22 protein-coding genes and 2 pseudogenes are annotated in these 24249 nt (G+C 74.1%); 15 read left to right on the top strand and 9 right to left on the bottom strand.

From position 1 onward, the window contains the following. Positions 1–50: 50 nt before the first annotated feature. Positions 51–651 (bottom strand): annotated as a pseudogene (locus JHAT_RS08935) (NTP transferase domain-containing protein). Between the two features lie 200 nt (positions 652–851). On the opposite strand from JHAT_RS08935, the gene JHAT_RS08930 reads away from it, so the two are divergent. After that, complete coding sequence (locus JHAT_RS08930; protein WP_077797523.1) at positions 852–1166, top strand: DUF5955 family protein; 315 nt, start codon at positions 852–854, stop codon at positions 1164–1166. A gap of 150 nt (positions 1167–1316) precedes the next feature. Here JHAT_RS08930 and JHAT_RS08925 read toward each other — a convergent pair whose 3' ends face one another. Next, the gene (locus JHAT_RS08925) at positions 1317–2120 is read right to left on the bottom strand and encodes an IclR family transcriptional regulator (protein ID WP_077797522.1); all 804 of its coding nucleotides are present in this window, start codon (positions 2118–2120) and stop codon (positions 1317–1319) included. A 303-nt stretch (positions 2121–2423) separates the two neighbouring features. Between JHAT_RS08925 and allB the strand changes: the two genes are divergently transcribed. Both allB and alc read left to right on the top strand, forming a co-directional pair. Next, entirely contained in the window at positions 2424–3764 is a 1341-nt protein-coding gene (gene allB, locus JHAT_RS08920) for an allantoinase AllB (RefSeq protein ID WP_077797521.1), read from the top strand. 59 nt (positions 3765–3823) lie between these two features. Then, on the top strand, positions 3824–4963 hold the full coding sequence (gene alc / locus JHAT_RS08915) for an allantoicase (protein WP_077797520.1): 1140 nt from the start codon (positions 3824–3826) through the stop codon (positions 4961–4963). Between the two features lie 176 nt (positions 4964–5139). Here the strand turns inward: alc and JHAT_RS08910 are convergent, their stop codons facing one another. Beyond that, positions 5140–5904 carry an SDR family oxidoreductase gene (locus JHAT_RS08910; protein WP_077797519.1) on the bottom strand — a complete coding sequence of 255 codons (765 nt, stop codon included), beginning with the start codon at positions 5902–5904 and terminating at the stop codon, positions 5140–5142. A 175-nt stretch (positions 5905–6079) separates the two neighbouring features. Between JHAT_RS08910 and JHAT_RS08905 the strand changes: the two genes are divergently transcribed. Continuing rightward, positions 6080–6475, top strand: a complete 396-nt coding sequence (locus JHAT_RS08905) for a ribonuclease domain-containing protein (RefSeq protein WP_077797518.1) — start codon at positions 6080–6082, stop codon at positions 6473–6475. 30 nt (positions 6476–6505) lie between these two features. Here the strand turns inward: JHAT_RS08905 and JHAT_RS08900 are convergent, their stop codons facing one another. Then, positions 6506–6706, bottom strand: a complete 201-nt coding sequence (locus tag JHAT_RS08900) for a hypothetical protein (RefSeq protein WP_077797517.1) — start codon at positions 6704–6706, stop codon at positions 6506–6508. A 170-nt stretch (positions 6707–6876) separates the two neighbouring features. Here JHAT_RS08900 and JHAT_RS08895 point away from each other — a divergent pair, with 170 nt between their 5' ends. Beyond that, positions 6877–8151, top strand: coding sequence for a histidine kinase (locus JHAT_RS08895; RefSeq protein ID WP_077797516.1), 1275 nt, complete (start codon positions 6877–6879; stop codon positions 8149–8151). Between the two features lie 103 nt (positions 8152–8254). Next, entirely contained in the window at positions 8255–8935 is a 681-nt protein-coding gene (locus JHAT_RS08890) for a response regulator transcription factor (protein WP_077797515.1), read from the top strand. Between the two features lie 33 nt (positions 8936–8968). Here the strand turns inward: JHAT_RS08890 and JHAT_RS08885 are convergent, their stop codons facing one another. Next, positions 8969–9991, bottom strand: coding sequence for a Gfo/Idh/MocA family oxidoreductase (locus JHAT_RS08885; RefSeq protein WP_077797514.1), 1023 nt, complete (start codon positions 9989–9991; stop codon positions 8969–8971). A gap of 101 nt (positions 9992–10092) precedes the next feature. Here JHAT_RS08885 and JHAT_RS08880 point away from each other — a divergent pair, with 101 nt between their 5' ends. From JHAT_RS08880 to JHAT_RS08845, 8 genes are all read left to right on the top strand, one after another. After that, on the top strand, positions 10093–10857 hold the full coding sequence (locus JHAT_RS08880) for a GntR family transcriptional regulator (RefSeq protein ID WP_077797513.1): 765 nt from the start codon (positions 10093–10095) through the stop codon (positions 10855–10857). Between the two features lie 194 nt (positions 10858–11051). Then, a complete protein-coding gene (locus tag JHAT_RS08875) occupies positions 11052–12056 on the top strand; it encodes a sugar ABC transporter substrate-binding protein (protein WP_077797512.1) in 1005 nt (334 codons plus the stop codon). Continuing rightward, entirely contained in the window at positions 12053–13093 is a 1041-nt protein-coding gene (locus tag JHAT_RS08870) for an ABC transporter permease (protein ID WP_077797511.1), read from the top strand. The genes JHAT_RS08875 and JHAT_RS08870 overlap by 4 nt, the downstream gene beginning before the upstream one ends. After that, positions 13090–13881 carry an ATP-binding cassette domain-containing protein gene (locus JHAT_RS08865; protein WP_077797510.1) on the top strand — a complete coding sequence of 264 codons (792 nt, stop codon included), beginning with the start codon at positions 13090–13092 and terminating at the stop codon, positions 13879–13881. Before JHAT_RS08870 ends, JHAT_RS08865 begins: the two co-directional genes overlap by 4 nt. A 114-nt stretch (positions 13882–13995) precedes the next feature. Next, positions 13996–15144, top strand: coding sequence for an ROK family glucokinase (locus JHAT_RS08860; protein ID WP_077797509.1), 1149 nt, complete (start codon positions 13996–13998; stop codon positions 15142–15144). Next, positions 15141–15722, top strand: coding sequence for a sugar kinase (locus JHAT_RS08855; protein ID WP_107481875.1), 582 nt, complete (start codon positions 15141–15143; stop codon positions 15720–15722). The genes JHAT_RS08860 and JHAT_RS08855 overlap by 4 nt, the downstream gene beginning before the upstream one ends. Before the next feature lie 134 nt (positions 15723–15856). Next, the gene (locus JHAT_RS08850; protein WP_077797508.1) at positions 15857–18760 is read left to right on the top strand and encodes a DEAD/DEAH box helicase; all 2904 of its coding nucleotides are present in this window, start codon (positions 15857–15859) and stop codon (positions 18758–18760) included. Next, positions 18757–20967, top strand: a complete 2211-nt coding sequence (locus JHAT_RS08845; protein WP_077797507.1) for an SWIM zinc finger family protein — start codon at positions 18757–18759, stop codon at positions 20965–20967. The genes JHAT_RS08850 and JHAT_RS08845 overlap by 4 nt, the downstream gene beginning before the upstream one ends. Before the next feature lie 115 nt (positions 20968–21082). Here JHAT_RS08845 and JHAT_RS08840 read toward each other — a convergent pair whose 3' ends face one another. From JHAT_RS08840 to JHAT_RS08830, 3 genes are all read right to left on the bottom strand, one after another. After that, complete coding sequence (locus JHAT_RS08840) at positions 21083–22030, bottom strand: ornithine cyclodeaminase family protein (protein WP_077797506.1); 948 nt, start codon at positions 22028–22030, stop codon at positions 21083–21085. Positions 22031–22282: 252 nt separating this feature from the next. Further along, positions 22283–22948: an MSMEG_1061 family FMN-dependent PPOX-type flavoprotein gene (locus JHAT_RS08835; protein ID WP_077797505.1), complete on the bottom strand. Its 666-nt coding sequence runs from the start codon at positions 22946–22948 to the stop codon at positions 22283–22285. Between the two features lie 80 nt (positions 22949–23028). After that, the gene (locus JHAT_RS08830) at positions 23029–23535 is read right to left on the bottom strand and encodes an NUDIX hydrolase (protein WP_253195449.1); all 507 of its coding nucleotides are present in this window, start codon (positions 23533–23535) and stop codon (positions 23029–23031) included. Between the two features lie 72 nt (positions 23536–23607). Between JHAT_RS08830 and JHAT_RS35840 the strand changes: the two are divergent. Further along, positions 23608–23712 (top strand): annotated as a pseudogene (locus JHAT_RS35840) (SDR family NAD(P)-dependent oxidoreductase); the annotation flags it as partial. Between the two features lie 104 nt (positions 23713–23816). Here the strand turns inward: JHAT_RS35840 and JHAT_RS34330 are convergent. Further along, positions 23817–24137 (bottom strand): hypothetical protein, encoded by a 321-nt coding sequence (locus JHAT_RS34330; protein WP_143660388.1) that lies wholly within the window; start codon positions 24135–24137, stop codon positions 23817–23819. Positions 24138–24249 lie beyond the last annotated feature (112 nt).

The following is a 24249-nucleotide window of genomic DNA, read 5'->3' as shown; positions in this document are numbered from 1 at the left end:
ATGTCGAGATTCTCCGGGTCGAGGGACAGTGGCTCCCCGTGCCATGCCCTTCACCCAAGGTGGCGCAGGTCGGCCGGAGTGTCGATGTCGTACGGCCGCGCCACGTCCCCGCACTCGACGAGCGCGATGTCCGCCTCGTGTTCCCTCAGGTAGGCGCGTGCCCCCCGGTCGCCGGTCGCGGTCGCCGTGACGCCCGCCCAGTGGGCCGCCCCGAGGAGGACGGGATGGCCGCGCACGCCCGCGTACGCCGCCGAGGCCAGCGACGTCTCGTCCCGGTATCCGGCGCGCACCCGCGCCATCGCCTCCGCGCCGATGCCGGGCTGGTCCACCAGCGAGACCAGTGCCGCCCGCGCCCCCGTGCCGGCGAGCGAGGCGAGTCCGGCGCGCAGTGAGGTGCCCATGCCCCGCTCCCACTCCGGGTTGTCCACCAGGACGCACCCCGCGAGCGCCGCCCGTGCGCGCACCTCCCGGGCCCGCGCCCCCAGGACGACGTGCACGCGGGAGCAGCCGGCCGCGTACAGCACCTCGGCCGCCTGTTCGACGAGCAGGTGTCCGCGGTGTTCGAGCAGGGCCTTGGGCCGGCCGCCGAGCCGCCGCCCGCCCCCCCGCGGCGAGAAGCAGCCCGGCCACCCGGTCTTCGTTGTCCGTCATGCGTCCTGCATACCCGACCGCGCGTCAAACCCCCGGCCCGCGCCCACTGTCCGGAGGGCTGAATTTCGGTCCCCGCGGTGGCGCGCCCGGCGCCGGGTGGCGTTTACTGGCCCGCACCCCCGGCGCCCGGCCGGCGTCACGGGGGTGCTCGGCGCGTTCACCGCGCGGGGGCGCACGACGGGGTGCGAGGGGGAGGGGTTGTGTTGCGGAGCTTGGGGCAGAGGCGCGTGACCGTCGACGACGAGGACGTGAGGGTGGCGGCACTGCGGACCGCGGTGTCCCGGCTGCGCCGTCAGCTGGCCGTGCTGCCCGCGGACTTCCCGGACCGGGCGATCGCCGAGGCCGAACTGGCCGACCTGGCCGCGATGGCGGGCCACGGGGTCCCGGAGGTGCCGAGGCTGCGCCGCTCCCTGCTGCTGATAGCCGGCGCGATCGGCTCCGTCAGCGCCCTGTCGCCCGGGCTGACGGAGGTCCGCCACGCCGTCGAGCTGTTCGGGGACCCGCCGCGGCGGTGAGGCGCCGGCGCACGACCGCGAGGACATCGCGGGCGCGGGTCCCGCGCTCTCCGGCGGGGACCCCGGCCGAGTGCGGGACCCGTCCGGGGACGGCACCGCCGCGCGGTCCCTCCCGGCGGCCCGGCCCCGCCGTGCGGCCCGACCGGCGGATCAGCCGGCCGGGTTGCCGTTCGAGGCCAGCAGTTCCTCCGAGAGTTCGGCCGCCACCTGCTGGAGCAGCGGCACCATCCGGTCGGTCGCTTCCTCCGTGACGCGGCCCGCCGGACCCGAGATGGAGATGGCCGCGGCGGTGGGGGAGTTCGGCACGGAGACGGCCAGGCAGCGCACGCCGATCTCCTGCTCGTTGTCGTCGATCGCGTATCCCTGGCGCCGCACGTCCTCCAGCGCCGCGAGGAACCCGTCCGGCGTGGTGATCGTCCTGTCCGTCGCGGCCGGCATGCCGGTGCGGTGCAGCAGGGCCCGCACCTCCTCCGGCGGGAAGCCGGCGAGCAGGGCCTTGCCGACGCCCGTCGAGTGCGGCAGGACGCGGCGGCCGACCTCGGTGAACATGCGCATCGAGTGCTTGGACGGCACCTGCGCGACGTAGACGATCTCGTCCCCGTCGAGCAGGGCCATGTTCGCCGTCTCGCCGGTCTCCTCGACCAGCCGGGCCAGGTGCGGGCGGGCCCAGGTGCCCAGCAGGCGGGACGCGGACTCGCCGAGCCGGATCAGGCGCGGGCCGAGCGCATAGCGCCGGTTGGGCTGCTGGCGCACGTATCCGCAGGCCACGAGGGTGCGCATCAGGCGGTGGATGGTGGGCAGCGGCAGCCCGCTGCTCGCGGACAGCTCGCTCAGACCGACCTCGCCGCCCGCGTCCGCCATCCGTTCGAGCAGGTCGAAGGCGCGTTCCAGGGACTGGACGCCGCCCGGGGTGGACCTGGCGGAGTCGGTGGTGCTGGCGCTGGACGTCGGCACGGCACGTTCCTTTCGGGGCTGGCGGGAGGGCAGAAGCCTACCCGGCGGCCGGTTGACTCCCCGCTTGTACATAGCTACGTTCTGTCTGTCGGAATTCTAATTCCGCTTTGTGGAAACGTCCAGAGCGGGGTCGTCGGTCACACCCGCACGAAGGGTGCCTCTTGACGACGCGGAACGGGAAGTGAAGACTCCTTCAACAGAACGTTGAAGTCCGTTACGTGGTGAGAGATCCCGTTTCCCGGATGTGAACCGGCGGGCCGGTGGTGGACCGGTGGCGGAACGACTGCAGAGAGAGGGGTTCGGGTGTCCCAGGCTGACCTGGTGCTGCGCTCGACGCGCGTCATCACTCCCGAGGGCGTACGCGCCGCGTCCGTCGCGGTGAGCGGCGGCACGATCACGGACGTACTCCCGCACGACGCGCCCGTCCCGGAGGGCGCCCGCCTGGAGGACGTCGGCGACCACGTCGTCCTGCCCGGTCTGGTCGACACCCACGTGCACGTCAACGACCCCGGCCGCACCGAATGGGAAGGCTTCTGGACCGCCACCCGCGCCGCGGCGGCCGGGGGCATCACCACCCTCGTGGACATGCCGCTCAACTCCCTCCCGCCGACCACCACGGTCGAGAACCTGCGCGTCAAGCAGCGGGTCGCCGCCGACAAGGCGCACGTCGACGTCGGCTTCTGGGGCGGCGCCCTGCCCGACAACGTCAAGGACCTGCGCCCGCTGCACGAGGCCGGCGTCTTCGGCTTCAAGGCGTTCCTGTCGCCGTCGGGCGTGGACGAGTTCCCGCACCTCGACCAGGAGCAGCTCGCCCGCTCCCTCGCCGAGATCGCCGCCTTCGACGGCCTGCTGATCGTGCACGCCGAGGACCCGCACCACCTGGCCGCCGCCCCGCAGCAGGGCGGCCCCAGGTACGCCGACTTCCTCGCCAGCCGGCCGCGCGACGCCGAGGACACCGCCGTCGCCGCGCTCATCGCGCAGGCCAAGCGGTTCGACGCGCGGGTGCACGTGCTCCACCTGTCCTCCGGTGACGCCCTGCCGCTGATCGCCGAGGCCCGCGCCCAGGGCGTCCGCCTCACCGTGGAGACCTGCCCGCACTACCTCACCCTCACCGCCGAGGAAGTCCCCGACGGCGCAAGCGAGTTCAAGTGCTGCCCGCCCATCCGCGAGGCCGCCAACCAGGACCTGCTGTGGCAGGCGCTCGCGGACGGCGTCATCGACTGCGTGGTCACCGACCACTCGCCGTCCACCGCCGACCTGAAGACCGACGACTTCGCCACCGCCTGGGGCGGCATCGCCGGTCTCCAGCTGAGCCTGGCGGCCATGTGGACCGCGGCCCGCGAGCGGGGCCACGGCCTGGAGGACATCGTCCGCTGGATGTCGGCGAACACCTCCCGTCTCGTCGGGCTCCAGGCCCGCAAGGGCGCCGTCGCGCCGGGTCACGACGCCGACTTCGCCGTCCTCGCCCCCGACGAGACCTTCACCGTCGACCCGGCCGGCCTCCAGCACCGAAACCGCGTCACCGCGTACGCGGGCAAGACCCTGTACGGCGTCGTGAAGTCCACCTGGCTGCGCGGGGAGCGCATCGTGGCGGACGGCGCGTTCACCGACCCGAAGGGACAGCTCCTCACCCGGACCCCGTGACCCACGTCCGGACCTGCCCCCACCCACACGAACGACCCCGAAAGGAACTCCTGATCACCGTGACGGCCCAGCAGAACACCTCGTTGGCCAGCTTCACCGGAGACGCGAACCCCTACGGAGGCGGCGACCCGTACGCGGACTACCGCACCGCCGACTTCCCCTTCACCCAGTACGCCAACCTTGCCGACCGGCAGCTCGGCGCGGGTGTCGTCGCCGCCAACGACGAGTTCTTCGCCCAGCGCGAGAACCTGCTGGTGCCCGAGCGCGCCGAGTTCGACCCCGAGCACTTCGGGCACAAGGGCAAGGTCATGGACGGCTGGGAGACCCGCCGCCGCCGCGGCGTCTCCGCCGAGCACCCCTGGCCCACCGAGGACGACCACGACTGGGCGCTGATCCGCCTCGGCGCGCCCGGCGTGGTCCGCGGCGTCGTCGTCGACACCGCCCACTTCCGCGGCAACTACCCGCAGGCCGTCTCCGTCGAGGGCACCTCGGTCGCCGGCTCCCCGTCGCCGGAGGAACTGCTCGCGGACGACGTGAAGTGGACGACCCTCGTCCCGCGCACCGCGGTCGGCGGCCACGCCGCCAACGGCTTCGCCGTCTCGGCCGAGCAGCGCTTCACCCACCTGCGCCTCAAGCAGCACCCCGACGGGGGCATCGCCCGCCTGCGCGTGTACGGCGAGGTCGTCCCGGACCCCGAGTGGCTCGCGGCGCTCGGCACCTTCGACGTGGTCGCGCTGGAGAACGGCGGCCGGGTCGAGGACGCCTCCAACCTCTTCTACTCACCGGCCACCAACACCATCCAGCCGGGCCGCTCCCGCAAGATGGACGACGGCTGGGAGACCCGCCGCCGCCGCGACCGGGGCAACGACTGGATCAGCTACCGGCTGGTCGGCCGCTCCCGGATCCGCGCGATCGAGATCGACACGGCGTACCTGAAGGGCAACTCGGCGGGCTGGGCGTCGGTGTCGGTGAAGGACGTCGACGGGGAAGGGGCCGGTGAGTGGCGCGAGGTGCTGCCGCGGACCCGGATGCAGCCCGACACCAACCACCGCTTCGTCCTGCCCGAGGCGGCCGTCGGCACCCACGCGCGCGTGGACATCTTCCCCGACGGTGGCATCTCCCGCCTGCGCCTGTTCGGCTCCCTGACCGAGGACGGAGCGGCCCGCCTGGCCGCCCGCCACCAGGAACTGGGCGGCTGACGCACGGACCGGCCGGCCCCGGCGACGGGAGCGGCCGGTCCCCGAGTACCGCGGGGCGCACCGGCAGGACAGCACCGGTGCGCCCCGCGCGCGTGGCGGACGGCAGCGTGCCGGCCGCGGTCGGTCCTGCCCTGCCCGCGGTCGGCCCTGCCCGCGGCCCCTGTGCCCCGCGGCCCCTACGCCGCGTGGCCGCCGTCCACCGCGAACTCCGCGCCGGTGACGTAGGAGGCGGTGGCCAGGTACGCCACGGTCGACGCCACCTCGTCCGCCGTGCCGAAACGGCCCAGTGCCGTCATGGCGGCCTGTCCGTCCGCGTGGGGGCCGTCCGCCGGGTTCATGTCCGTGTCGATCGGCCCCGGGTGGACGATGTTCGCCGTGATCCCGCGCGGACCGAGCTCCCGCGCCAGGGCCTTGGTCAGGCCGACGAGGGCCGCCTTGCTCATGGCGTACAGCGTGCCGCCGGGCCCCGGCACCCGCTGGGTCATGCAGGTGCCGATCGTGATGATCCGGCCGCCCTCCGGCATGCGGGCCGCAGCCGCCTGGGAGGTCAGGAAGACGCCGCGGACGTTCACGGCCAGCAGGCGGTCGACGTCGGCGGGCGACAGGCTCTCCAGCGGTCCGAGCAGTCCCAGGCCCACGTTGTTGACCAGCACGTCGATGTCGCTCCCGAGCGCCTGTGCCGCCCGCTCGACGGCCCCCGCCGCCTCCCGGGCGTCGGCGGAGTCCGCCCGCAGGGCCACCGCCCGGCGCCCCAGCGCCTCCACGGCCCGTACGACGTCCGCGGCCGCGTCCTCGCCGTTCACGTAGGTGAGGGCGACGTCCGCGCCCTCCCGCGCCAGGCGCAGCGCGGTGGCCGCGCCGATGCCGCGGCTGCCGCCGGTCACCAGGGCCGTCCGTCCGGTCGAAGGAGCGAAGGCGGGTGCGTTCGTGTTCGTGTTCATGGGTCCATCCCAGCGGGCCCCGCATACCCGCACCGGCGGCGAACGGACGTCGACCTCGTCCGCGGCCGACGGCACGGACGAAGGGGCGGAGTCGCCGAAAACACATACGACGTCCAGGGAAGCTCCACGGTCTTGTCATTGACATGCCATCGTCTACGCGCGTCATCATGAGGCCATGCGATTCTCCCCACGCGCCGCCCGGACCGGCGCCGCAGCCGCAGTCCTGTCCGCCCTCCTCGTGGGCGGCTCCGTCTCCGCCACCACCGCCGGCGCCGCCACCGCCGCGGTCGGCGACATCTGCTACAGCGACCTGCCCGCCCAGGCGCACGACACGCTCGACCTGATCGAGCAGGGCGGTCCCTACCCGTACGAACAGGACGGGACCGTCTTCCAGAACCGGGAGGGCGTCCTGCCCAGCCGGTCCGCCGGGTACTACCACGAGTACACGGTGATCACCCCGGGCTCCGACACCCGCGGCGCGCGCCGCATCGTCACCGGCGAGGAGGACCAGGAGGACTACTACACGGCCGACCACTACGCGTCGTTCGACCTGGTCGACCACGGCTGCTGAGGACGGCGCCGCGGAACCGGGGTGCCGCGTTCACTCCGCTCCGCGGCTCTCGGCGGCGGCGAACAGCGCGAGGCTCAGCACGATCAGGGCGACGCTCGCGTAGATCTCGTAGCCGTCGAGGAAGCCGACGCGCTGCACGAAACCCCAGTCCCAGCCGGTGAACTCGTGCACCAGACCGGCCACGCCCTGCACCAGAGCGAGGAATCCGACGATCTCCAGAAACTCCTTCATGCCCCCGACTCTCGCCCCGCGGACCCCCCACCCGCATCGGCCGCGGGGCGAGGCACCGCCGACCGAAGTCGCCGTTCCCGGACGCCCGGTACGCCGAAAGTCCACGGACCGGCGACTTCGGTCGACGATCCGGCGCGAGGGGCGGTGACGGCGGCCCGCGCTGCGTAGATTTGCCGACCGTGAGCAAAGACAAGCCGGTACGGACCGCGCCGGCACCCCTCGTCCCGGCACCCCTGGTACGGCGCTGGCTGCTGCCGTCGGCGCTGGCCGACCAGCTCGACCCGGACGCGGACCGCTCGGGACGGCGGTCCCGGCGGACCGCACGCGACTGGCTCGTCGACTTCGTCTGCTTCCTGCTCGCCGTCCTGATCGGCCTGCTGGGCGCGGACACGCTGGAGCAGGAACCCGACCTCCCGTACGCCTGGGGAGTGGCCGACCAGCTGATCGGCGCGGCGGCGTGCGCCGCCGTGTGGCTCAGGCGCCGGTGGCCGGCCGGGCTGGCGGTGGCGCTGGTGCCCGTCGGGCTCGTGTCGGTCACCTCGGCCGGCGCCGCGCTCGTCTCCCTCTTCACCGTGGCCGTCCACCGCCCCTTCCGGTACACGGCCTGGCTGACCGTCGCCAACGTGCTGGTGCAGCCCCTCTTCTACTGGGTGCGACCGGACCCCGAACTGCCCTATCTCGGCACCGTCCTCCTGGGCGTCCTGCTGGCGGTCACGGTGGCCGGCTGGGGCATGCTCGCCCGGTCCAAGCGCCAGCTCCTGCTCAGCCTGCGCGACCGGGCCAGGCGCGTGGAGACGGAGGCGCGGCTGCGGTCCGAGCAGGCCCAACGGCTGGCACGGGAGGCCATCGCCCGGGAGATGCACGACGTCCTCGCCCACCGGCTGACGCTGCTGAGCGTGCACGCGGGCGCCCTGGAGTTCCGGCCCGACGCGTCCCGCGAGGAGGTGGCGAGGGCGGCCGGCGTCATCCGCGAGAGCGCCCACGAGGCACTGCAGGACCTGCGGGAGATCATCGGCGTGCTGCGGGCCGGCGACTCCGACGACGCGGGCCGCCCCCAGCCGACCCTCGCGGCACTGGACGCCCTGGTCGCCGAGTCCCGGCAGGCCGGCATGGAGGTGACCTTCGTCCGTCACGTCACCGACCCCGCCGCCGTCCCCGCCTCGGTGGGCCGCACCGCCTACCGGGTCGCCCAGGAGGCCCTGACCAACGCCCGCAAACACGCCCCCGGCACCGAGGTCGCCCTCTCCGTCACCGGGGCGCCGGGCGACGGTCTCGCCGTGTCCGTGCGCAACGGTCCGCCCGAGGGGGACGTGCCCGGCGTACCGGGCTCCGGGCAGGGGCTGATCGGGCTGACCGAGCGTGCGACGCTGGCGGGCGGCACGCTGGAGCACGGTCCCACGGCCGACGGCGGCTTCGAGGTGCGGGCGCGGCTGCCGTGGGGGTGAGGCCGGAACACCGTCCCGGCGTCCTGACGCGGCGTCACCGCCCGGCCGCAGCAAGGGCCGGGTCCGTGTGTGCTCCTCTCGACGACCGTGATTACGTGGGGCCATGACTGCGATCAGACTGCTCCTCGTCGACGACGACCCGCTGGTGCGGGCCGGACTGTCCTTCATGCTGGGCGGCGCCGACGACGTCGAGATCGTCGGCGAGGCCGCCGACGGCGACGAGGTCGAGGCGCTCGTCGACCGCACCCGCCCGGACGTCGTCCTCATGGACATCCGGATGCCGGGGACGGACGGTCTGACGGCCACCGAACGGCTGCGCGGCCGCGCGGACGCCCCGCAGGTCGTGGTGCTCACCACCTTCCACGCCGACGAGCAGGTGCTGCGGGCCCTGCGCGCGGGCGCCGCCGGATTCGTCCTCAAGGACACCCCGCCCGCGCAGATCCTCGACGCGGTGCGCAAGGTCGCCGCCGGCGATCCGGTCCTGTCGCCCGCCGTGACCCGGCGGCTGATGGAGCACGCGGCCGGCACCGGCACCGACGCCAGGCGCACGCGCGCGCGTGCCCGCATCGCCGTGCTGAACGACCGCGAACGCGAGGTCGCCGTCGCCGTCGGACGGGGCCTGGCCAACGCCGCCGTCGCGGCGGAGCTCTACATGAGCGTCGCCACCGTCAAGACCCACGTCTCCCGCATCCTGGCCAAGCTCGGCCTCGACAACCGCGTGCAGATCGCGCTGCTGGCGTACGACGCGGGCCTCCTGGACGACCACCACGACGACGGACGCTGACGGAAGGGCCGGCCCCCGCCGGAAGGCGCCCGCTCAGCCCGTCGTCGGGCCGTCGCCGCCCGGTACCTCCGCCGGCCGTACCGCCCTGCGTTCACGCCGGGAGATCTCGCACGCCTCGGCGATCCGCAGCGCCTGCAGCGCCTCGCGGCCGTCGCACGGGTTGGCCCGCTCGCCCCGCACCACCTCCACGAACGCGGCCAGCTCCGCCTCGTAGGCGGGCCCGAAACGTTCCACGAAGCCCGTCCAGGGCTTGTCCGCGGCCGGTGGCCCGGTCGGCTCGGTCGACGCGATGGGCGTACGGTCGTCCAGCCCGACGACGATCTGGTCGCGCTCCCCGGCCAGCTCCATGCGCACGTCGTAGCCCGCGCCGTTCAGCCGCGTCGCCGTCACCGTGGCCAGCGTGCCGTCGTCCAGCGTCAGCAGCGCCGCGCCCGTGTCCACGTCGCCCGCCCCGCGGAACACCGGCGGCCCGGCGTCGGACCCGGCGGCGTACACGTCGACGACCTCCCGGCCGGTCACCCAGCGCAGGGCGTCGAAGTCGTGGATCAGGGTGTCCCGGTAGAGCCCGCCGGACTGCGCCAGGTACGCGGCGGACGGCGGAGCCTGGTCGCTCGTCACCGCCCGGACCGTGTGCAGCCGGCCCAGCCGCCCGGACCGCACCGCCTCCCGCGCCCCCGTGTAGCCCGCGTCGAAGCGGCGCTGGAACCCCATCTGCAGAATCGTCCCCGCGGTCTCCACCTCGGCAATCGCCTGCAGCGTGCCGGCCATGTCCGGCGCGATGGGCTTCTCGCAGAACACCGGCAGCCCCGAGCGCGCCGCCCGGCCGATCAGCTCGGCGTGGGCCGACGTCGCCGTCGTGATCACCACGGCGTCCACGCCCCACCGGAAGATCTCGTCCACCCCGGGCGCCGCCGTCTCGCCCAGCCGCTGGGCCAGGGCCTGCGCCCGCCCCAGGTCCGCGTCCGTGAGGATCAGGGACCCGACGTCGCGATGACGGCTGAGCGTGCGGGCGTGGACCGTGCCGATGCGACCCGTACCGATGACCCCGATGCGCATGGAAACAAAGTGGGTCACGGCCCGCACCCTGTCAATGTGCATGTCCGGACAACCGGACCGCACGACTTTCCGTCAATAGTCCACCGGGCTACGCTCGGACCGTGCCGAAACCAGAAGCACACCCGACCGCGGCGCTGGACCTCAGCGTGGACCGCGGCAGCCCCGTGCCGCTGTACCACCAGCTGTCGCAGCGGCTGGAGGCGGCGATCGAGCACGGGACGCTGACGCCGGGGAGCCTGCTGGGGAACGAGATCGAGCTCGCCGCGCGGCTCGGCCTGTCCCGGCCCACCGTCCGCCAGGCCATCCAGTCCCTGGTCGACAAGGGCCTGCTCGTGCGGCGCCGGGGCGTCGGCACCCAGGTGGTGCACAGCCAGGTCAAGCGCCCACTGGCACTCAGCAGCCTCTACGACGACCTGGAGGCGGCGGGGCAGCACCCGGCCACGAAGCTCCTGGTCGACACGGTCGTCCCGGCGACGGCCGAGGTCGCCGCCGCCCTCGGCGTGGCCGAGGGCAGCGACGTGCACCGGATCGAACGGCTGCGCCTCGCGCACGGGGAGCCGATGGCGTACCTGTGCAACCACCTGCCGCCCGGCCTGCTCGACCTGGACACCGGACAGCTGGAGGCCACCGGCCTCTACCGGCTCCTGCGCGCCGCCGGGATCACCCTGCACAGCGCCCGCCAGTCCATCGGCGCCCGCGCCGCCACCGCCGCCGAGGCCGAGCGGCTCGACGAGGAGGAGGGCGCGCCGCTGCTCACCATGCGGCGCACGACGTTCGACGACACGGGACGCGCGGTCGAACTGGGCACGCACACCTACCGGCCGTCCCGCTACTCCTTCGAGTTCCAGCTGCTCGTACGGTCCTGACCCGCACCGGCCGGGGGACCGCCCCGTCGTGCGGGCAGGTCTCCATGTCCGGACAATGTGACCGGCCACCGCTCCCCGGCGCCGTGCGACCGATGCCCGTGTCGGACAATGGGGCGTTTGGGGTCTCCAGAACCCGGCCGGGGCCTGGACACCCCGGCACGCACAGCACGGCACAGCGAGAAGGGCACGGCCTCGTGGCACGGTTTCGGACCTGGGTAGGCATCGCACTGGCGGGGGCACTGTCGGTGTCGCTCGCCGGCTGCAGCAGCACCGGCGGCAAGCGCGCCGAGGACGCCCGCAAGGCCGCGGCGGCCCAGGGCAAGGCGGCGGTGAACACCCCCCGCTGGACCTTCGCGATGATCACTCACTCGGGCGACGGCGACACCTTCTGGGACATCGTCCAGCGCGGCGCCGACCAGGCCGCGAAGAAGGACAACATCAACTTCCTGTACTCCCACGACGACGAGGCGCAGCAGCAGGCGCAGCTCGTGGACGCGGCCGTCGACAAGAAGGTCGACGGCATCATCGTCACCCTCGCCAAGCCCGACGCCATGAAGGCCGCCATCGCCCGCGCCGAGAAGGCGGGCATCCCGGTGGTCACCGTGAACTCCGGCTCGCAGGAGTCGAAGGAGTTCGGCGCGCTCACCCACATCGGGCAGGACGAGACGATCGCCGGCGAGGCCGTCGGCGAGGAGCTGAACGCGCGGGGCCGCAAGCAGGCGCTCTGCGTCCTGCACGAGCAGGGCAACGTCGGTCACGAGCAGCGCTGCGACGGCGTCGAGAAGACCTTCGACGGCAAGGTCCAGCGGCTCTACGTCACCGGCACGAGCATGCCGGACGTGCAGTCCGCCATCGAGGCCAAGCTCCAGACCGACAAGTCCGTCGACGCGGTCGTCACCCTCGGCGCCCCCTACGCCGACACGGCCGTGAAGGCCAAGCAGGGCGCCGGCAGCAAGGCCGAGATCGACACCTTCGACCTCAACGCCAAGGTGGCCGCGGGCCTCGAGGACGGCACCCTCGGCTTCGCCGTCGACCAGCAGCCCTACCTCCAGGGCTACGAGGCGGTCGACCTGCTGTGGCTGTACAAGTACAACGCCGACGTCCTCGGCGGCGGCCGGCCGGTGCTGACCGGACCGCAGATCATCACCAAGGACGACGCCGCGGCCCTGGCCGACTACACGGAGCGGGGCACCCGATGAGCGCCACGCAGGTGAAAGACGCCGACGAAAGGCTTCTGCAGACCTCCGCGCTCCGGAAGCTGCTGGGCCGCCCCGAGCTCGGGTCCATCGTCGGCGCGCTCGCGGTCTTCGTCTTCTTCGCGTTCTTCGCCGACAGCTTCCTGCGCGCCTCCAGCCTCAGCACGGTGCTCTACGCCGCCTCCACGATCGGCATCATGGCCGTCCCCGTGGCACTGCTGATGATCGGTGGCGAGTTCGACCTGTCCGCGGGCGTCATGGTCACCTCGTCGGCCCTGGTGTCGTCGATGTTCAGCTACCAGATGACCGCCGACGTCTGGGTCGGCGTCGGCGTCTCCCTGCTGGTCACCCTGGCGATCGGCGCCTTCAACGGCTTCATGCTCACTCGCACGAAACTGCCCAGCTTCATCATCACGCTGGGCACCTTCCTGATGCTGACCGGCATGAACCTGGGCTTCACCAAGCTCATCGACGGCACCGTCTCCACCAAGTCGATCGAGGACATGGAGGGCTTCCCCTCCGCCCACGACGTCTTCGCGTCCACGATCACCATCGGCGGCGTCGGCTTCAAGGTCACCATCCTGTGGTGGCTCCTCCTGGTCGCCGTCGCCAGCTGGATCCTGCTGCGCACCCGCGCCGGCAACTGGATCTTCGCGGTCGGCGGCAACAAGGACGCGGCCCGCGCGGTCGGCGTCCCGGTCACCCGGACCAAAATCGGCCTCTACATGGGCGTGGCGTTCGGCGCCTGGATCTCCGGCCAGCACCTGCTCTTCTCGTACGACGTCGTCCAGTCCGGCGAGGGCGTCGGCAACGAACTGATCTACATCATCGCGGCCGTCATCGGCGGCTGCCTGATCACCGGCGGCTACGGCAGCGCCGTCGGCTCGGCGGTCGGCGCCCTCATCTTCGGCATGACCAGCAAGGGCATCGTCTTCGCCGAGTGGAACCCCGACTGGTTCAAGTTCTTCCTCGGAGCGATGCTGCTCCTCGCGACCCTGCTCAACGCCTGGGTCCGCAAGCGCGCGGAGGCCACCAAGTGACGCAGACCGAAAGCCGCACACCGCTCGTCGAGCTGTCCGGCGTCAGCAAGCACTACGGCAACGTCCGCGCCCTCGAGGGGGTCTCGCTGGCCGTCCACGCCGGTGAGATCACCTGCGTGCTGGGCGACAACGGCGCCGGCAAGTCGACCCTGATCAAGATCATCGCGGGCCTCCACCAGCACGACGGCGGCACGCTCGCCCTCGACGGGGAGGAGACCCGCCTCTCCTCCCCGCGCGAGGCCCTGGACCGCGGCATCGCCACCGTCTACCAGGACCTGGCCGTCGTCCCGCTCATGCCGGTCTGGCGGAACTTCTTCCTCGGCTCCGAGCCGCGCAAGGGCGTCGGCCCCTTCAGGCGCATGGACGTCGACCACATGCGCCGCACCACCCACGCGGAACTCCTGCGCATGGGCATCGACCTGCGCGACGTCGACCAGCCCATCGGCACCCTCTCCGGCGGCGAACGCCAGTGCGTGGCCATCGCCCGCGCGGTGCACTTCGGCGCGAAGGTGCTCGTGCTGGACGAGCCGACGGCGGCCCTCGGCGTCAAGCAGTCGGGCGTGGTCCTGAAGTACGTGGCGGCGGCACGGGACCAGGGCCTGGGTGTCGTCCTCATCACCCACAACCCGCACCACGCGTACCTGGTGGGCGACCGTTTCGTCCTCCTGAAGCGCGGCGCGATGGTGGGCAACCACGAACGCGACGACATCACCCTGGACGAGCTGACCCGCCAGATGGCGGGCGGAAACGAGCTGGACGATCTGCGCCATGAACTGGAACGCCGGTAAGGGGCGCGGGGAACGGCGCGAGCGGCCGCGACGGACCGGCACCCGGCAACGGACCGCTCCACCCGCCCCCGCCCATTCGGCACCCGGCGTGAGCGTGCGGCACAATCGCACCCGATGAGCACCTACCGCGACCTCACCGCCCCCATCGGCTCCCGCCGCGCCCCGGTCCTGCGCACCGTGGGCACGAGAGAACGCCGCTCGCACCTCACGGCACCCCGCGTGCCGACGGTCGGCATCGACATCGGCGGCACGAAGGTCATGGCGGGCGTCGTCGACGCGGACGGCAACATCCTGGAGAAGCTCCGCACGGAGACCCCGGACAAGTCCAAGAGCCCCAAGGTCGTCGAGGACACCATCGTCGAACTGGTCCTGGACCTCTCCGACCGGCACGACGTGCACGCCGTGGGCATCGGCGCGGCCGGCTGGGTCGACGCCGACCGCAACCGCGTGCTGTTCGCCCCCCACCTGTCCTGGCGCAACGAACCGCTGCGCGACCGCATCGCCGGCCGCCTCGCGGTCCCCGTCCTGGTGGACAACGACGCCAACACCGCCGCCTGGGCCGAGTGGCGCTTCGGCGCCGGCCGCGGCGAGGACCACCTCGTCATGATCACGCTCGGCACCGGCATCGGCGGCGCGATCCTCGAGGACGGCCAGGTCAAGCGGGGCAAGTACGGCGTCGCCGGCGAGTTCGGCCACATGCAGGTCGTGCCCGGCGGCCACCGCTGCCCGTGCGGCAACCGCGGCTGCTGGGAGCAGTACAGCTCCGGGAACGCCCTGGTCAGGGAGGCCAGGGAGCTGGCCGCCGCGGACTCCCCGGTGGCGTACGGGGTGATCGAGCACGTCAAGGGCAACATCGCCGACATCAACGGCCCGATGATCACCGAGCTGGCCCGCGAGGGCGACGCCATGTGCGTCGAGCTGCTCCAGGACATCGGCCAGTGGCTCGGCGTCGGCATCGCCAACCTCGCCGCGGCCCTCGACCCGTCCTGCTTCGTCGTCGGCGGCGGCGTGAGCGCGGCCGACGACCTGCTCATCGGCCCCGCGCGCGACGCGTTCAAGCGCCAGCTCACCGGCCGCGGCTACCGCCCCGAGGCCCGCATCGTCCGCGCCCAGCTCGGCCCCGAGGCCGGCATGGTGGGCGCCGCCGACCTGGCCCGCCTGGTCGCCCGCCGGTTCCGGCGCGCCAAGCGGCGCCGGGTGGAACGCCACGAGCGCTACGAGCGGTACGCGGAGGCCCGCCGTACGTCCGGGGAGTCGCGGTGACGGACCCCCGCCCGGACGGGGCCGACGCCCCGGAGGAACCCGTGCGCCCGGCCGAGGACCGCCGGCACATGATCCGCCGACGGGCGCTGACCCTGCTCATCATCGTCCTGCTCATCGGCGTTCCGGCCGGTTACCTGGTGATCTCCGCCAACCAGAGCCGCGACAGCGGCAGGGTCAAGGAGGCCAAGTACTCGGCGACCGGCCTGACCGAGGGCTGGCCCTCCAAGCTCCAGCGCCGCCTCTACGAGGTCCCCGTCCCGCTCCCGTCCGAAGAGGTCGCCTACTACGAGACGAACAACTGGAAGACCAGCCGCCTCTACGTCCAGTTCGAGACCAGCGGCGCCGGCCTGGACGCCTTCCTGGCGGGCCTGGGCGTCTCCCGGGGCGACCTGGAGCGCGACGAGCAGGCCATCGGCGACCGCGACCAGGAGATCACCGGCTGGAACTTCGACCGGCCCGGCCCGTGGTGGGGCCTCGTCCACGAGCAGGCGAACCCGGCGCCCACCCACGACGTGCTGGTCAACATGTCCGACCCGGAGCGCCCGATGGTGTACGTGGTCGCGCGCACGGTTCCCTGACCGGGCCCGCCGCCCCCGACCGTGCGCCCCGGGCCGCGGACCCGTCCCACAGGCCGCCGGGGCCGATTGTCGGACCCCGCCCGTAGAGTCGGAGACAACTGATTCCGAGACGTGGGCGGGAGGTGACAGAACGTATGAGCGACACGACCGGTACGGTCACCGCGGCCCCGCGCACCCGCGGACGGGGAGAGCCGGAGCCGCCCGCCCCCTCCCCGCCCGCCCGGCTCGCCGCCGTCTTCCTGCCCGCCCCCCTCCCGCGTGACGGAAGGATCGCCTTCTGGGACCCCGACGGCGGCCCCGTCACCGGCGCGGAGCCCCCGGCCCCCGGCGCCGCGGCGGCCGCACCCGAGCCCACGGAGCTCACCGTCGTACGCCGGCACGGCACCGGGGCGCGCCGCGCCACCACGCCCGCGCTGTCCCTGCCGCTCACCGACGCCCTGCCCCTGCTGGTGCGCGCCCGGCACGACCCGGCCGCCCACCCGGCCACCGCCTGCTGGGGCGCCGCCGCCCTGCACGCCCTGCGGCTCACCGCACGCGGACGCCTGCTGCCCGGCCTGACGGCGACCGGGCACGACGCCTGGCGGGCCGGCCCGCTCGACCCCGACGACATCGCGCACCTGCGGGCGGTGGCCGCCGCGCTGCCGCCCGAGGGCCACGCGGTCCCGCTGGACGGGCCCGGCCCGATCCGGCTGCCGGCTCCCGAGGCACTGATGCGCTCCTTCCTGGACGCGGTGGCCGACACCCTGCCCCGCACCCCCGCCGCACCCCACGCCGCGGGCCGCCCCTTCGCCGCACGCGCCGCCCAGCGCCTGCCCGGCGCCCATGACTGGGCCGCGGAGGTCGCCGCCGGCATGGACGCGGGCGTACGGATCTCCCTGCGCCTGGACCTCTCGGCGTACGACCTGTTCGACGGCGACGGGAACGGCGGCGCACGCCGCGCCGGGGCCGCCGTCGTCCAGGTGCACAGTCTCGCCGACCCCACCCTCGTCACCGACGCCGCGGACCTGTGGTCCGGCGCGGCCGACGCCGCGTTCGGCCCCCGCGCGCGCGTGGACGCCGCCCTCGCGGTGCGGCGGGCGGCGCGCGTGTGGCCACCGCTCGACCGGCTCACCGAGCAGGACGTGCCCGACGTCCTCGGCCTGTCCGAGGAGGAGGTCACCGACCTGCTGGGCGTCGCGGCCGGCCGGCTCGCCGCCGCCGGGGTCGCCGTGCACTGGCCCCGCGACCTCGCCCAGGACCTCACCGCGACCGCGGTGGTGCGGCCCGCGCCCGGTTCGGCGACCGACGGCACGGGCTTCTTCGAGAGCGAGCAACTGCTGCGGTTCCGCTGGCAGCTCGCGATCGGCGGCGACCCGCTCACCGAGGCCGAGATGGACGCCCTCGCCGAGGCCCACCGCCCGGTCGTCCGGCTGCGCGACCGGTGGGTCCTGGTCGACCCGGCCGTCGCCCGCCGGGCCCGCAAGCGCGACCTCGGCCTGCTCGACCCGGTCGACGCCCTCGCCGTCGCCCTCACCGGCACCGCGGAGGCCGACGGCGAGACGGTCGAGGTGGTGCCGGCCGGTGCCCTGGCCGCCCTGCGCGACCGGCTGACGGCGGGCGTCCGCCCCGCCGCACCCCCGCCCGGCCTGCACGCGACCCTCCGCGACTACCAGCTCGAGGGCCTGGCCTGGCTGGACCTCATGACCTCGCTCGGCCTCGGCGGCTGCCTCGCCGACGACATGGGCCTCGGCAAGACGATCACCGTCATCGCCCTGCACCTGAAAAGGGCCCGCACCGAGCCGACCCTCGTGGTCTGCCCGGCCTCCCTGCTGGGCAACTGGCAGCGGGAGATCACCCGGTTCGCACCCGGCGTCCCCGTCCGCCGCTTCCACGGCCCCGACCGTACCCTGGACGGCCTGCGGGACGGCTTCGTCCTCACCACCTACGGCACGATGCGGTCGGCCGCGGCGACCCTGGCCGAACAGCCCTGGGGCATGGTCGTCGCCGACGAGGCGCAGCACGTCAAGAACCCGTACTCGGCGACCGCGAAGGCGCTGCGCACCATCCCGTCCCCGGCCCGGGTGGCGCTCACCGGCACACCGGTCGAGAACAACCTCTCCGAACTGTGGGCGCTGCTGGACTGGACGACCCCCGGCCTCCTCGGCCCGCTCGAGTCCTTCCGCGCCCGGCACGCGCGCGCGGTGGAGAACGGCGAGGACGAGGAGGCGGTGCGGCGCCTGGCCCGCCTCGTCCGTCCCTTCCTGCTGCGCCGCAGGAAGTCCGACCCCGGCATCGTCCCCGAACTGCCGCCGAAGACCGAGACGGACCACCCGGTGCCGCTCACCCGCGAACAGGCCGCGCTGTACGAGGCGGTGGTGCGCGAGTCGATGCTCGCCATCGAGACCGCGGGCGGCATGGCCCGGCGCGGACTGGTGCTCAAGCTGCTGACCTCGCTGAAGCAGATCTGCGACCACCCGGCGCTGTTCCTGAAGGAGGAGCACCCGCCGGGCGGGGCCGACCGGCTCACCGCCCGCTCCGGCAAGCTCGCCCTGCTGGAGGAGCTGCTGGACACGGTCCTCGCCGAGGACGGCTCGGTGCTCGTCTTCACCCAGTACGTCGGCATGGCCCGCCTCATCACCGCCCACCTGGCCGCCCGCGCGGTCCCGGCCGAACTCCTGCACGGCGGTACGCCGGTGTCCGAGCGCGAGCGCATGGTGGACCGCTTCCAGAGCGGGGCGACCCCCGTCCTCGTCCTGTCCCTGAAGGCCGCCGGCACCGGCCTCAACCTGACCCGCGCGGGCCACGTCGTGCACGTCGACCGCTGGTGGAACCCGGCCGTCGAGGAACAGGCCACCGACCGCGCCTACCGCATCGGCCAGACCCAGCCGGTCCAGGTCCACCGGCTCATCGCCGAGGGCACGGTCGAGGACCGCATCGCCGAGATGCTCGAGTCCAAGCGGGCCCTGGCCGACGCGGTCCTCGGCGGAGGCGAGGCGGCCCTGACCGAGCTGACGGACCGCGAGCTGTCCGACCTGGTGTCCCTGCGGAGGCCGTCATGACCCCCAGCCCCGCCGACGAGGCCCGCCGAGCCCTGCGCGCGGCACGCGAGCGCGGCGAGACGGCCCGCCCGGCCGACGCCGGGACGGACGCGGGTATCGCCGCGGACGCCGACGCGGACGGCACGGACCGGGAGGCGGCGCCCGAGCGGGGCCGGACCCCGGCCCCGCCACAGGACGCGTGCTCGGCGGGGCCCGAGGAGCGGAACCGAGGGGCGAGCCGGAGCCACGGCGAGTACGCCGGGCCGCGCCCCGGGGACGTCGCCCGCGCGGCGCTGCGCAGCGCACGGGCCGTCGCCGACCCGGCGGATCCGGGCGACGACCCGGCGTCCCCCGACACCGCCTCCGTCTCCGTCTCCGTCCCCAAGGCGGACGGCCGTCCGGCGGACGTGGTGCGGGAGGCGTTGCGGGCGGCCCGTCGGCAGGCGAGGGAGGGCGCCGAGGCCGAGCGCGCGGCGGGCGGACGACGAGCCGCCCACCCGGCCCGTCGCGCTCCCGGGACCGGCGGTTCCCCCGCCGAGGCCCGCGCCCGCGTCGTACGGGACTTCATCGCGGACGCGTTCCGGCTGCCCCCGGAAGCGGACCTCCCCGACGAGGCTCCGCCACCCGGGACCACCGCCGGGACCCCCCGGAGCGTGGTGCCGTCACCGACGGAGCCCGACCCGTCCTCCGGCGCGGCGCCCGACCCGTCCTCCGGCGCGGCGCCCGACCCCGACCCCACCTCCGCGCCCTCTCGCACCGAGCACACGGCGCAGCCCGCCGAGGCCCCGGCACCCACCGGCGAGCCGTCGCTCCCGCCCTCCTGGTCGTCGCACGGGCCGCCGCCACCGCGGCAGGCCGTGGTGCCCCCGGAGGGGGACCCGGCGGTGCGGGGCCGGACCGCGTACCCGGTGGCGTACGGCCAGGACCGCTCCACTCCACCGGCGGCCCCCCGCACTCCCCGCTCCATGGCCGCACCGAACCGCGACGGCGACCTCCGGCGCACCTTCCCGGCCCTCCCGCCCGGCACGGCACCGGACGGCGGCTTCGCCGAGACCTGGTGGGGGAACGCCTGGGTGACCGCGCTCGAGGAAGGCGCGCTGGACGCCGAGCGGCTGGGCCGCGGCCGCGGTTACGCCGAGCAGGGGCACGTCGACGCCATCACCGTGACGCCCGGACTCGCCCTCGCCTACGTACAGGGCAGCCGTCCGAGGCCGTACCGCGTGCAGGTGCGGCTGCGCACCCTCGACGACGCCGACTGGGAGCGGTTCCTGGACGCCGCCGCCGAACGGCCGGGGCACATCGCCGCCCTGCTCGACGGGGAGCTGCCCCACACCCTGGCCGACTGCGGAGTTCCGCTGCTGCCCGGCCCCGGCGACCTCGTGCCCCGGTGCAGCTGCCCCGACTCCGGCCACCCCTGCAAGCACGCCGCCGCCCTCTGCTACCAGACGGCGCGGCTGCTCGACGCCGACCCCTTCGTCCTGCTCCTGCTGCGCGGCAGGGGCGAACGCGAGCTGCTCGACGCCCTGTCCCGGCTCAGCGCCGCCCGCGCGGCCCGCGCCGCCCAGGACAAGGGCCCGGAGCCCCTCCCCGGCGTCCGGGCCACCGAGGCGCTGGCCGTGCGGGCGCTCCCGCCCCTCCCGGCACCGCTGCCCGCGCCCCCGCACCCCGAGCAGCCCCCGGCCTACCCGGCGGCGCCGGGCGGCCCGGACCCCTTCGCGCTGGACCAGCTGGCCACCGACGCCGCCGCCCGCGCCCACGCCCTGCTCACCACGGGCCGCGATCCGGTCGGCGGACTGACGCTGTGGCAGGACGCCGTCCGGCACGCCGCCGCACGCCCCGGTTCCGGCCTCACCGCCGGCACCCGGGCGCTGTACTCCTCCCTGGCCCGCGCGGCCGGCCGCAGCACGTCCGAACTGGCGCGCGCGGTGGCCGCCTGGCGGCAGGGCGGCCTCGAGGCCCTCACCGTCCTGGAGGAGCCCTGGGACCCGCCGGCCGGCCGTTTCGACCGCGCCCGCCCCTTGCTGCTCGCGGCCGACCTGCCCGCCTTCCGCCCCTGGCGCAACCACCTCACGCACCCCGCGGGGCACCTCCAACTCCGCCTCGGCCGCACCGGTCTGTGGTACGCCTACGAGTCCGAGCCGGGCCGCGACGACTGGTGGCCCCGCGGCACCCCCGACCTCGACCCGGTCGGCGCCCTGACCGGCCTGGCCGGCGCGGGCGGCCTCTGACTTCCCGCACTCCGCCGACAGCTCTTCCGCGTCGTCCTCGACGGCCTGCTTCTGCAGTGCGGCCTCCGCCTGGAACGGACATGCCGGGGCCGGGACGCCGTGCCCCCGGCGGCGGTCATGCCAGGAGGTCGACGGTCGCTCCCCTTCCCGCTGCCTCGGCCTGCTGGAGGACCAGCCGGCTCAGGGCCAGGTCCTGCCAGGGCAGGCCGACGGGAGCGTAGACGGTGATTTCCCGGCCGTGGGAGCGGCCGAGGGCGTCACCGCGGACGACTTCTCCGAGGGAGGCGGCAGCCGTCGAGGGGGGCAGCCCGGCGGTGGCGAGGGCGCCGTGCGTGGCGACGAGTGCGGCGTCGTCGACGATCAACCGGGCGGAGAGGAGGACTTCGGGGGCGATTTCCTGCTTGCCGGGTTCGTCGGCACCGAGCGAGGTCAGGTGCTGTCCCGGCCGCACGTCCTCCAGGTGCAGCAGGGGTTCACGCGACCAGGTGGCCAGTACCACCACGTCCGCCGCGGCGGCCACCTCCGCCGGCGCCGACACCACGGTGCCGCCGTGCCGCCGTGCGAAGGCGGCCGCCCGCCGTGCGTCGACGTCGTGGACGACCAGACGGTCCCACGACCTCAGCGTGCGAAGCCCACGGACGGTCAGTTCGGCCTGGGCTCCGGCGCCGATCACGCCGACCGTGCGGGCACCGTCGCCGGCCGGCCGGGCGATCAGATCGGTGGCCAGGGCCGCGGCGAGGCCGGTCCGCCAGGCCGTGATGGTGGCGGAGTCGATCAGGGCCAGCAGTGCGCCGTCCGTGCCGCTGTGGAGGCAGATCACACCCCGCAGGGACGGGACCGCGCCAGGGAACTTCGCGTTGACCTTGACCGTGTAGGCGTCCGTCCCCGGAAGCAGTCCGGGCAGCAGGGCCGTCGCGGTGCCCGGGAAGGGAAGGTCGGTGCGCACCCGCCGGCCCGGCGGCGAGCTGTGCGCGGACACGGCGAACCCGTCTCGCAGCACCTCGATGCACTCCGAGGGGTCCAGCAGTTCCAACAGGTCCGTGCGCGTCAGGATCCGGGTCATGCGCGTCAGAGTTTCACGCGGTTCCCCGGCGGCCCGTACGAGGGGCGGCGGCGTGCTCGGCACAGGCGGGTGGTGAACCTGCCGTCGGGCGGTCCGCACAGCCGACCGCGGCCGACCGGTCCACCCACCATCCGCTCAGAGCCCCTCTCGGAAAAGGCCGGCCCGTCTCGCCCGGCGCGCGCCTTCGCGGACACCGCATCCGATGGTGACCGCCGTACGAGGTCCACCCTCACCGGTGGATCCATGCCGAACTCACTCGTACCGCAGGCGCAGCGACTCCCGTTCGACCTCCTCGATCTGGTCGAGGGTCAGGCCCGGCAAGTTCAGCTGGGCCAGCGTCACCTCGGCGCTGGTCGGCTGGGCGTCGGCGGACAGCCACCGTTCCGGTCGCCAGGCGTCGGCGCGCATCAGCGACTTCGGGCAGTGCGGATAGGCCTGTTCGACGTGCACCACCAACGCGGTGACCGGTGGCTTTCCGACGGGGGTGAGCCGGGCCAGCAGCTCCGGGCGCGCCGAGACGCAGGCGCGGCCGTTGACGCGCAGTGTGGTCGGGCGGCCGGGGACGAGGAAGAGCAGGCCGACGCGTCCGGTCTGCAGCACGTTGTGCATGGTGTCGAGCCGCTTGTTGCCGGTCGCGTCGGGGATCACCAGGGTCTGCTCGTCCAGGACCGAGACGAACCCGGCCGGGCCGCCGCGCGGCGTCACGTCCGCCCGGCCCTCGGCGTCCGCGCTGCCGATGAACACCAGTGAGGAACAGCCGATCAGCGCCCGGGTCTCCTCGGTCAGGCGGTCGGTCTCCTTGCGCAACGAGTTCGGGTTCGGCTGCGCGTAGAGCTCGCGCAGCTGGTCCGGACTGGTGAGGGCGTCCGCCCGGAGGGATTCGAAGAGCAAGCCGGAGGCCTCGGTGTCGATCATCATACGGACGACCCTAGGAGGTGACCTGGTGACCTGAGCCGGAAACCGGGAAGAGCGCCTGCCCGAAGAACCCACGCCCCAGGTCACCGGGACGTGCCCGGGTGATCCCGGACGGCACGGGCCATCAGGTCGTGGACCATGAACTCCCCTGGTCCGCAGTTCTCCCTGAGACGGGCGAGCCGGTCGGGGCCGAACCAGCCGTAGGCGGAATGCTTGGACCATTCCAGCTCCGGATGGTCCAGGTCGCCGTCGACCTCGACCAGGTAGTCGGCCTCGTGACGCAGGCCACCGCCGTCGTCCCCCGTCCAGGTCGTGGTGCCGAGGAACCGCCGCACGCGGGTCAGGCGCCAGCCGGTCTCCTCCTCGACCTCACGCGCGAGAGCCTCCAGAAGCGTCTCCCCCTCCTCGACATGACCGCCCACGATGTCCCAGGCACCGGGAAACAGACGACGGTCCCGGCTCCGCTTCTGGGCGAAGGCACGGCCCTCCCGATCGAGGATGACGGCGCCGACGGTCCAGACCTCGTCCGCACCGGGGCTGGGCACTTCGACATCGCCGTCGACGGTGAACGACCGTTGGTGAGTGGACACGACCGACAGCGTAGAGCCGGAACCCGCCCGGCCTGCCGGAGTCGTCGTGGCCGGTGACGGCGAGCAGCCGCCGGGGACCGGGACGCCCTGACGGCGCAGTCGCTCGTGGAGCGCATCCTCCTCGCCGTCGCCCAGCCTCGTGACTGCTTCATCAAGGCGTGCCACTTCGAACAGGTCTGCCCTCTGCCAGGTCTGCCCTCTGCGTCCGTCCGTCACCGTACGACGCCCGTCACCGCACGACGGCTGCTCGGCAGTGCCTCACCCGGTGGGCGGAGCCGTGATCAGGTCCATGCCCGGGTACGTGCCCGTGACGAAGCCCGCGGCTTCGTACACCGGCCTTCCGGCCGCACCGGCGTGCAGTTGGACGTGGTGGATGCCCGCCGTGCGGAGGCGGCCGACCAGTGCGCCCACGATGCGGCGTGCGTGGCCGCGGCCGCGGGGGCGCCGGTCACGACGCCGTCGAGGTAGCCGCGGCGTCCGTCGGGCCGGCGCGGGCCGGGCAGGTGGTAGGTGATCCAGGCCATGCCGCAGGCGAGGAGGGGTTCACCGGGTGGCTGCAGTTCCTCGTAGCCGCCGTGGCGCCGGTACTCGATCGCCAGCATGGCGTCACACCTCCGTGTGTGAGAGGTCAGGACCACCCGGGGACGCCGGATGACCCACGCCAATGAAACAAGTTCTGTTACAGCTGCGGGCGAGGGTGGGTCCGGCCGCACC

Source organism: Streptomyces sp. JHA26 (assembly GCF_002005565.1).
GTDB lineage: Bacteria > Actinomycetota > Actinomycetes > Streptomycetales > Streptomycetaceae > Streptomyces.
Note: the sequence above shows the minus strand (reverse complement) of the source record. Positions and strands in the feature narration are given on the sequence as shown.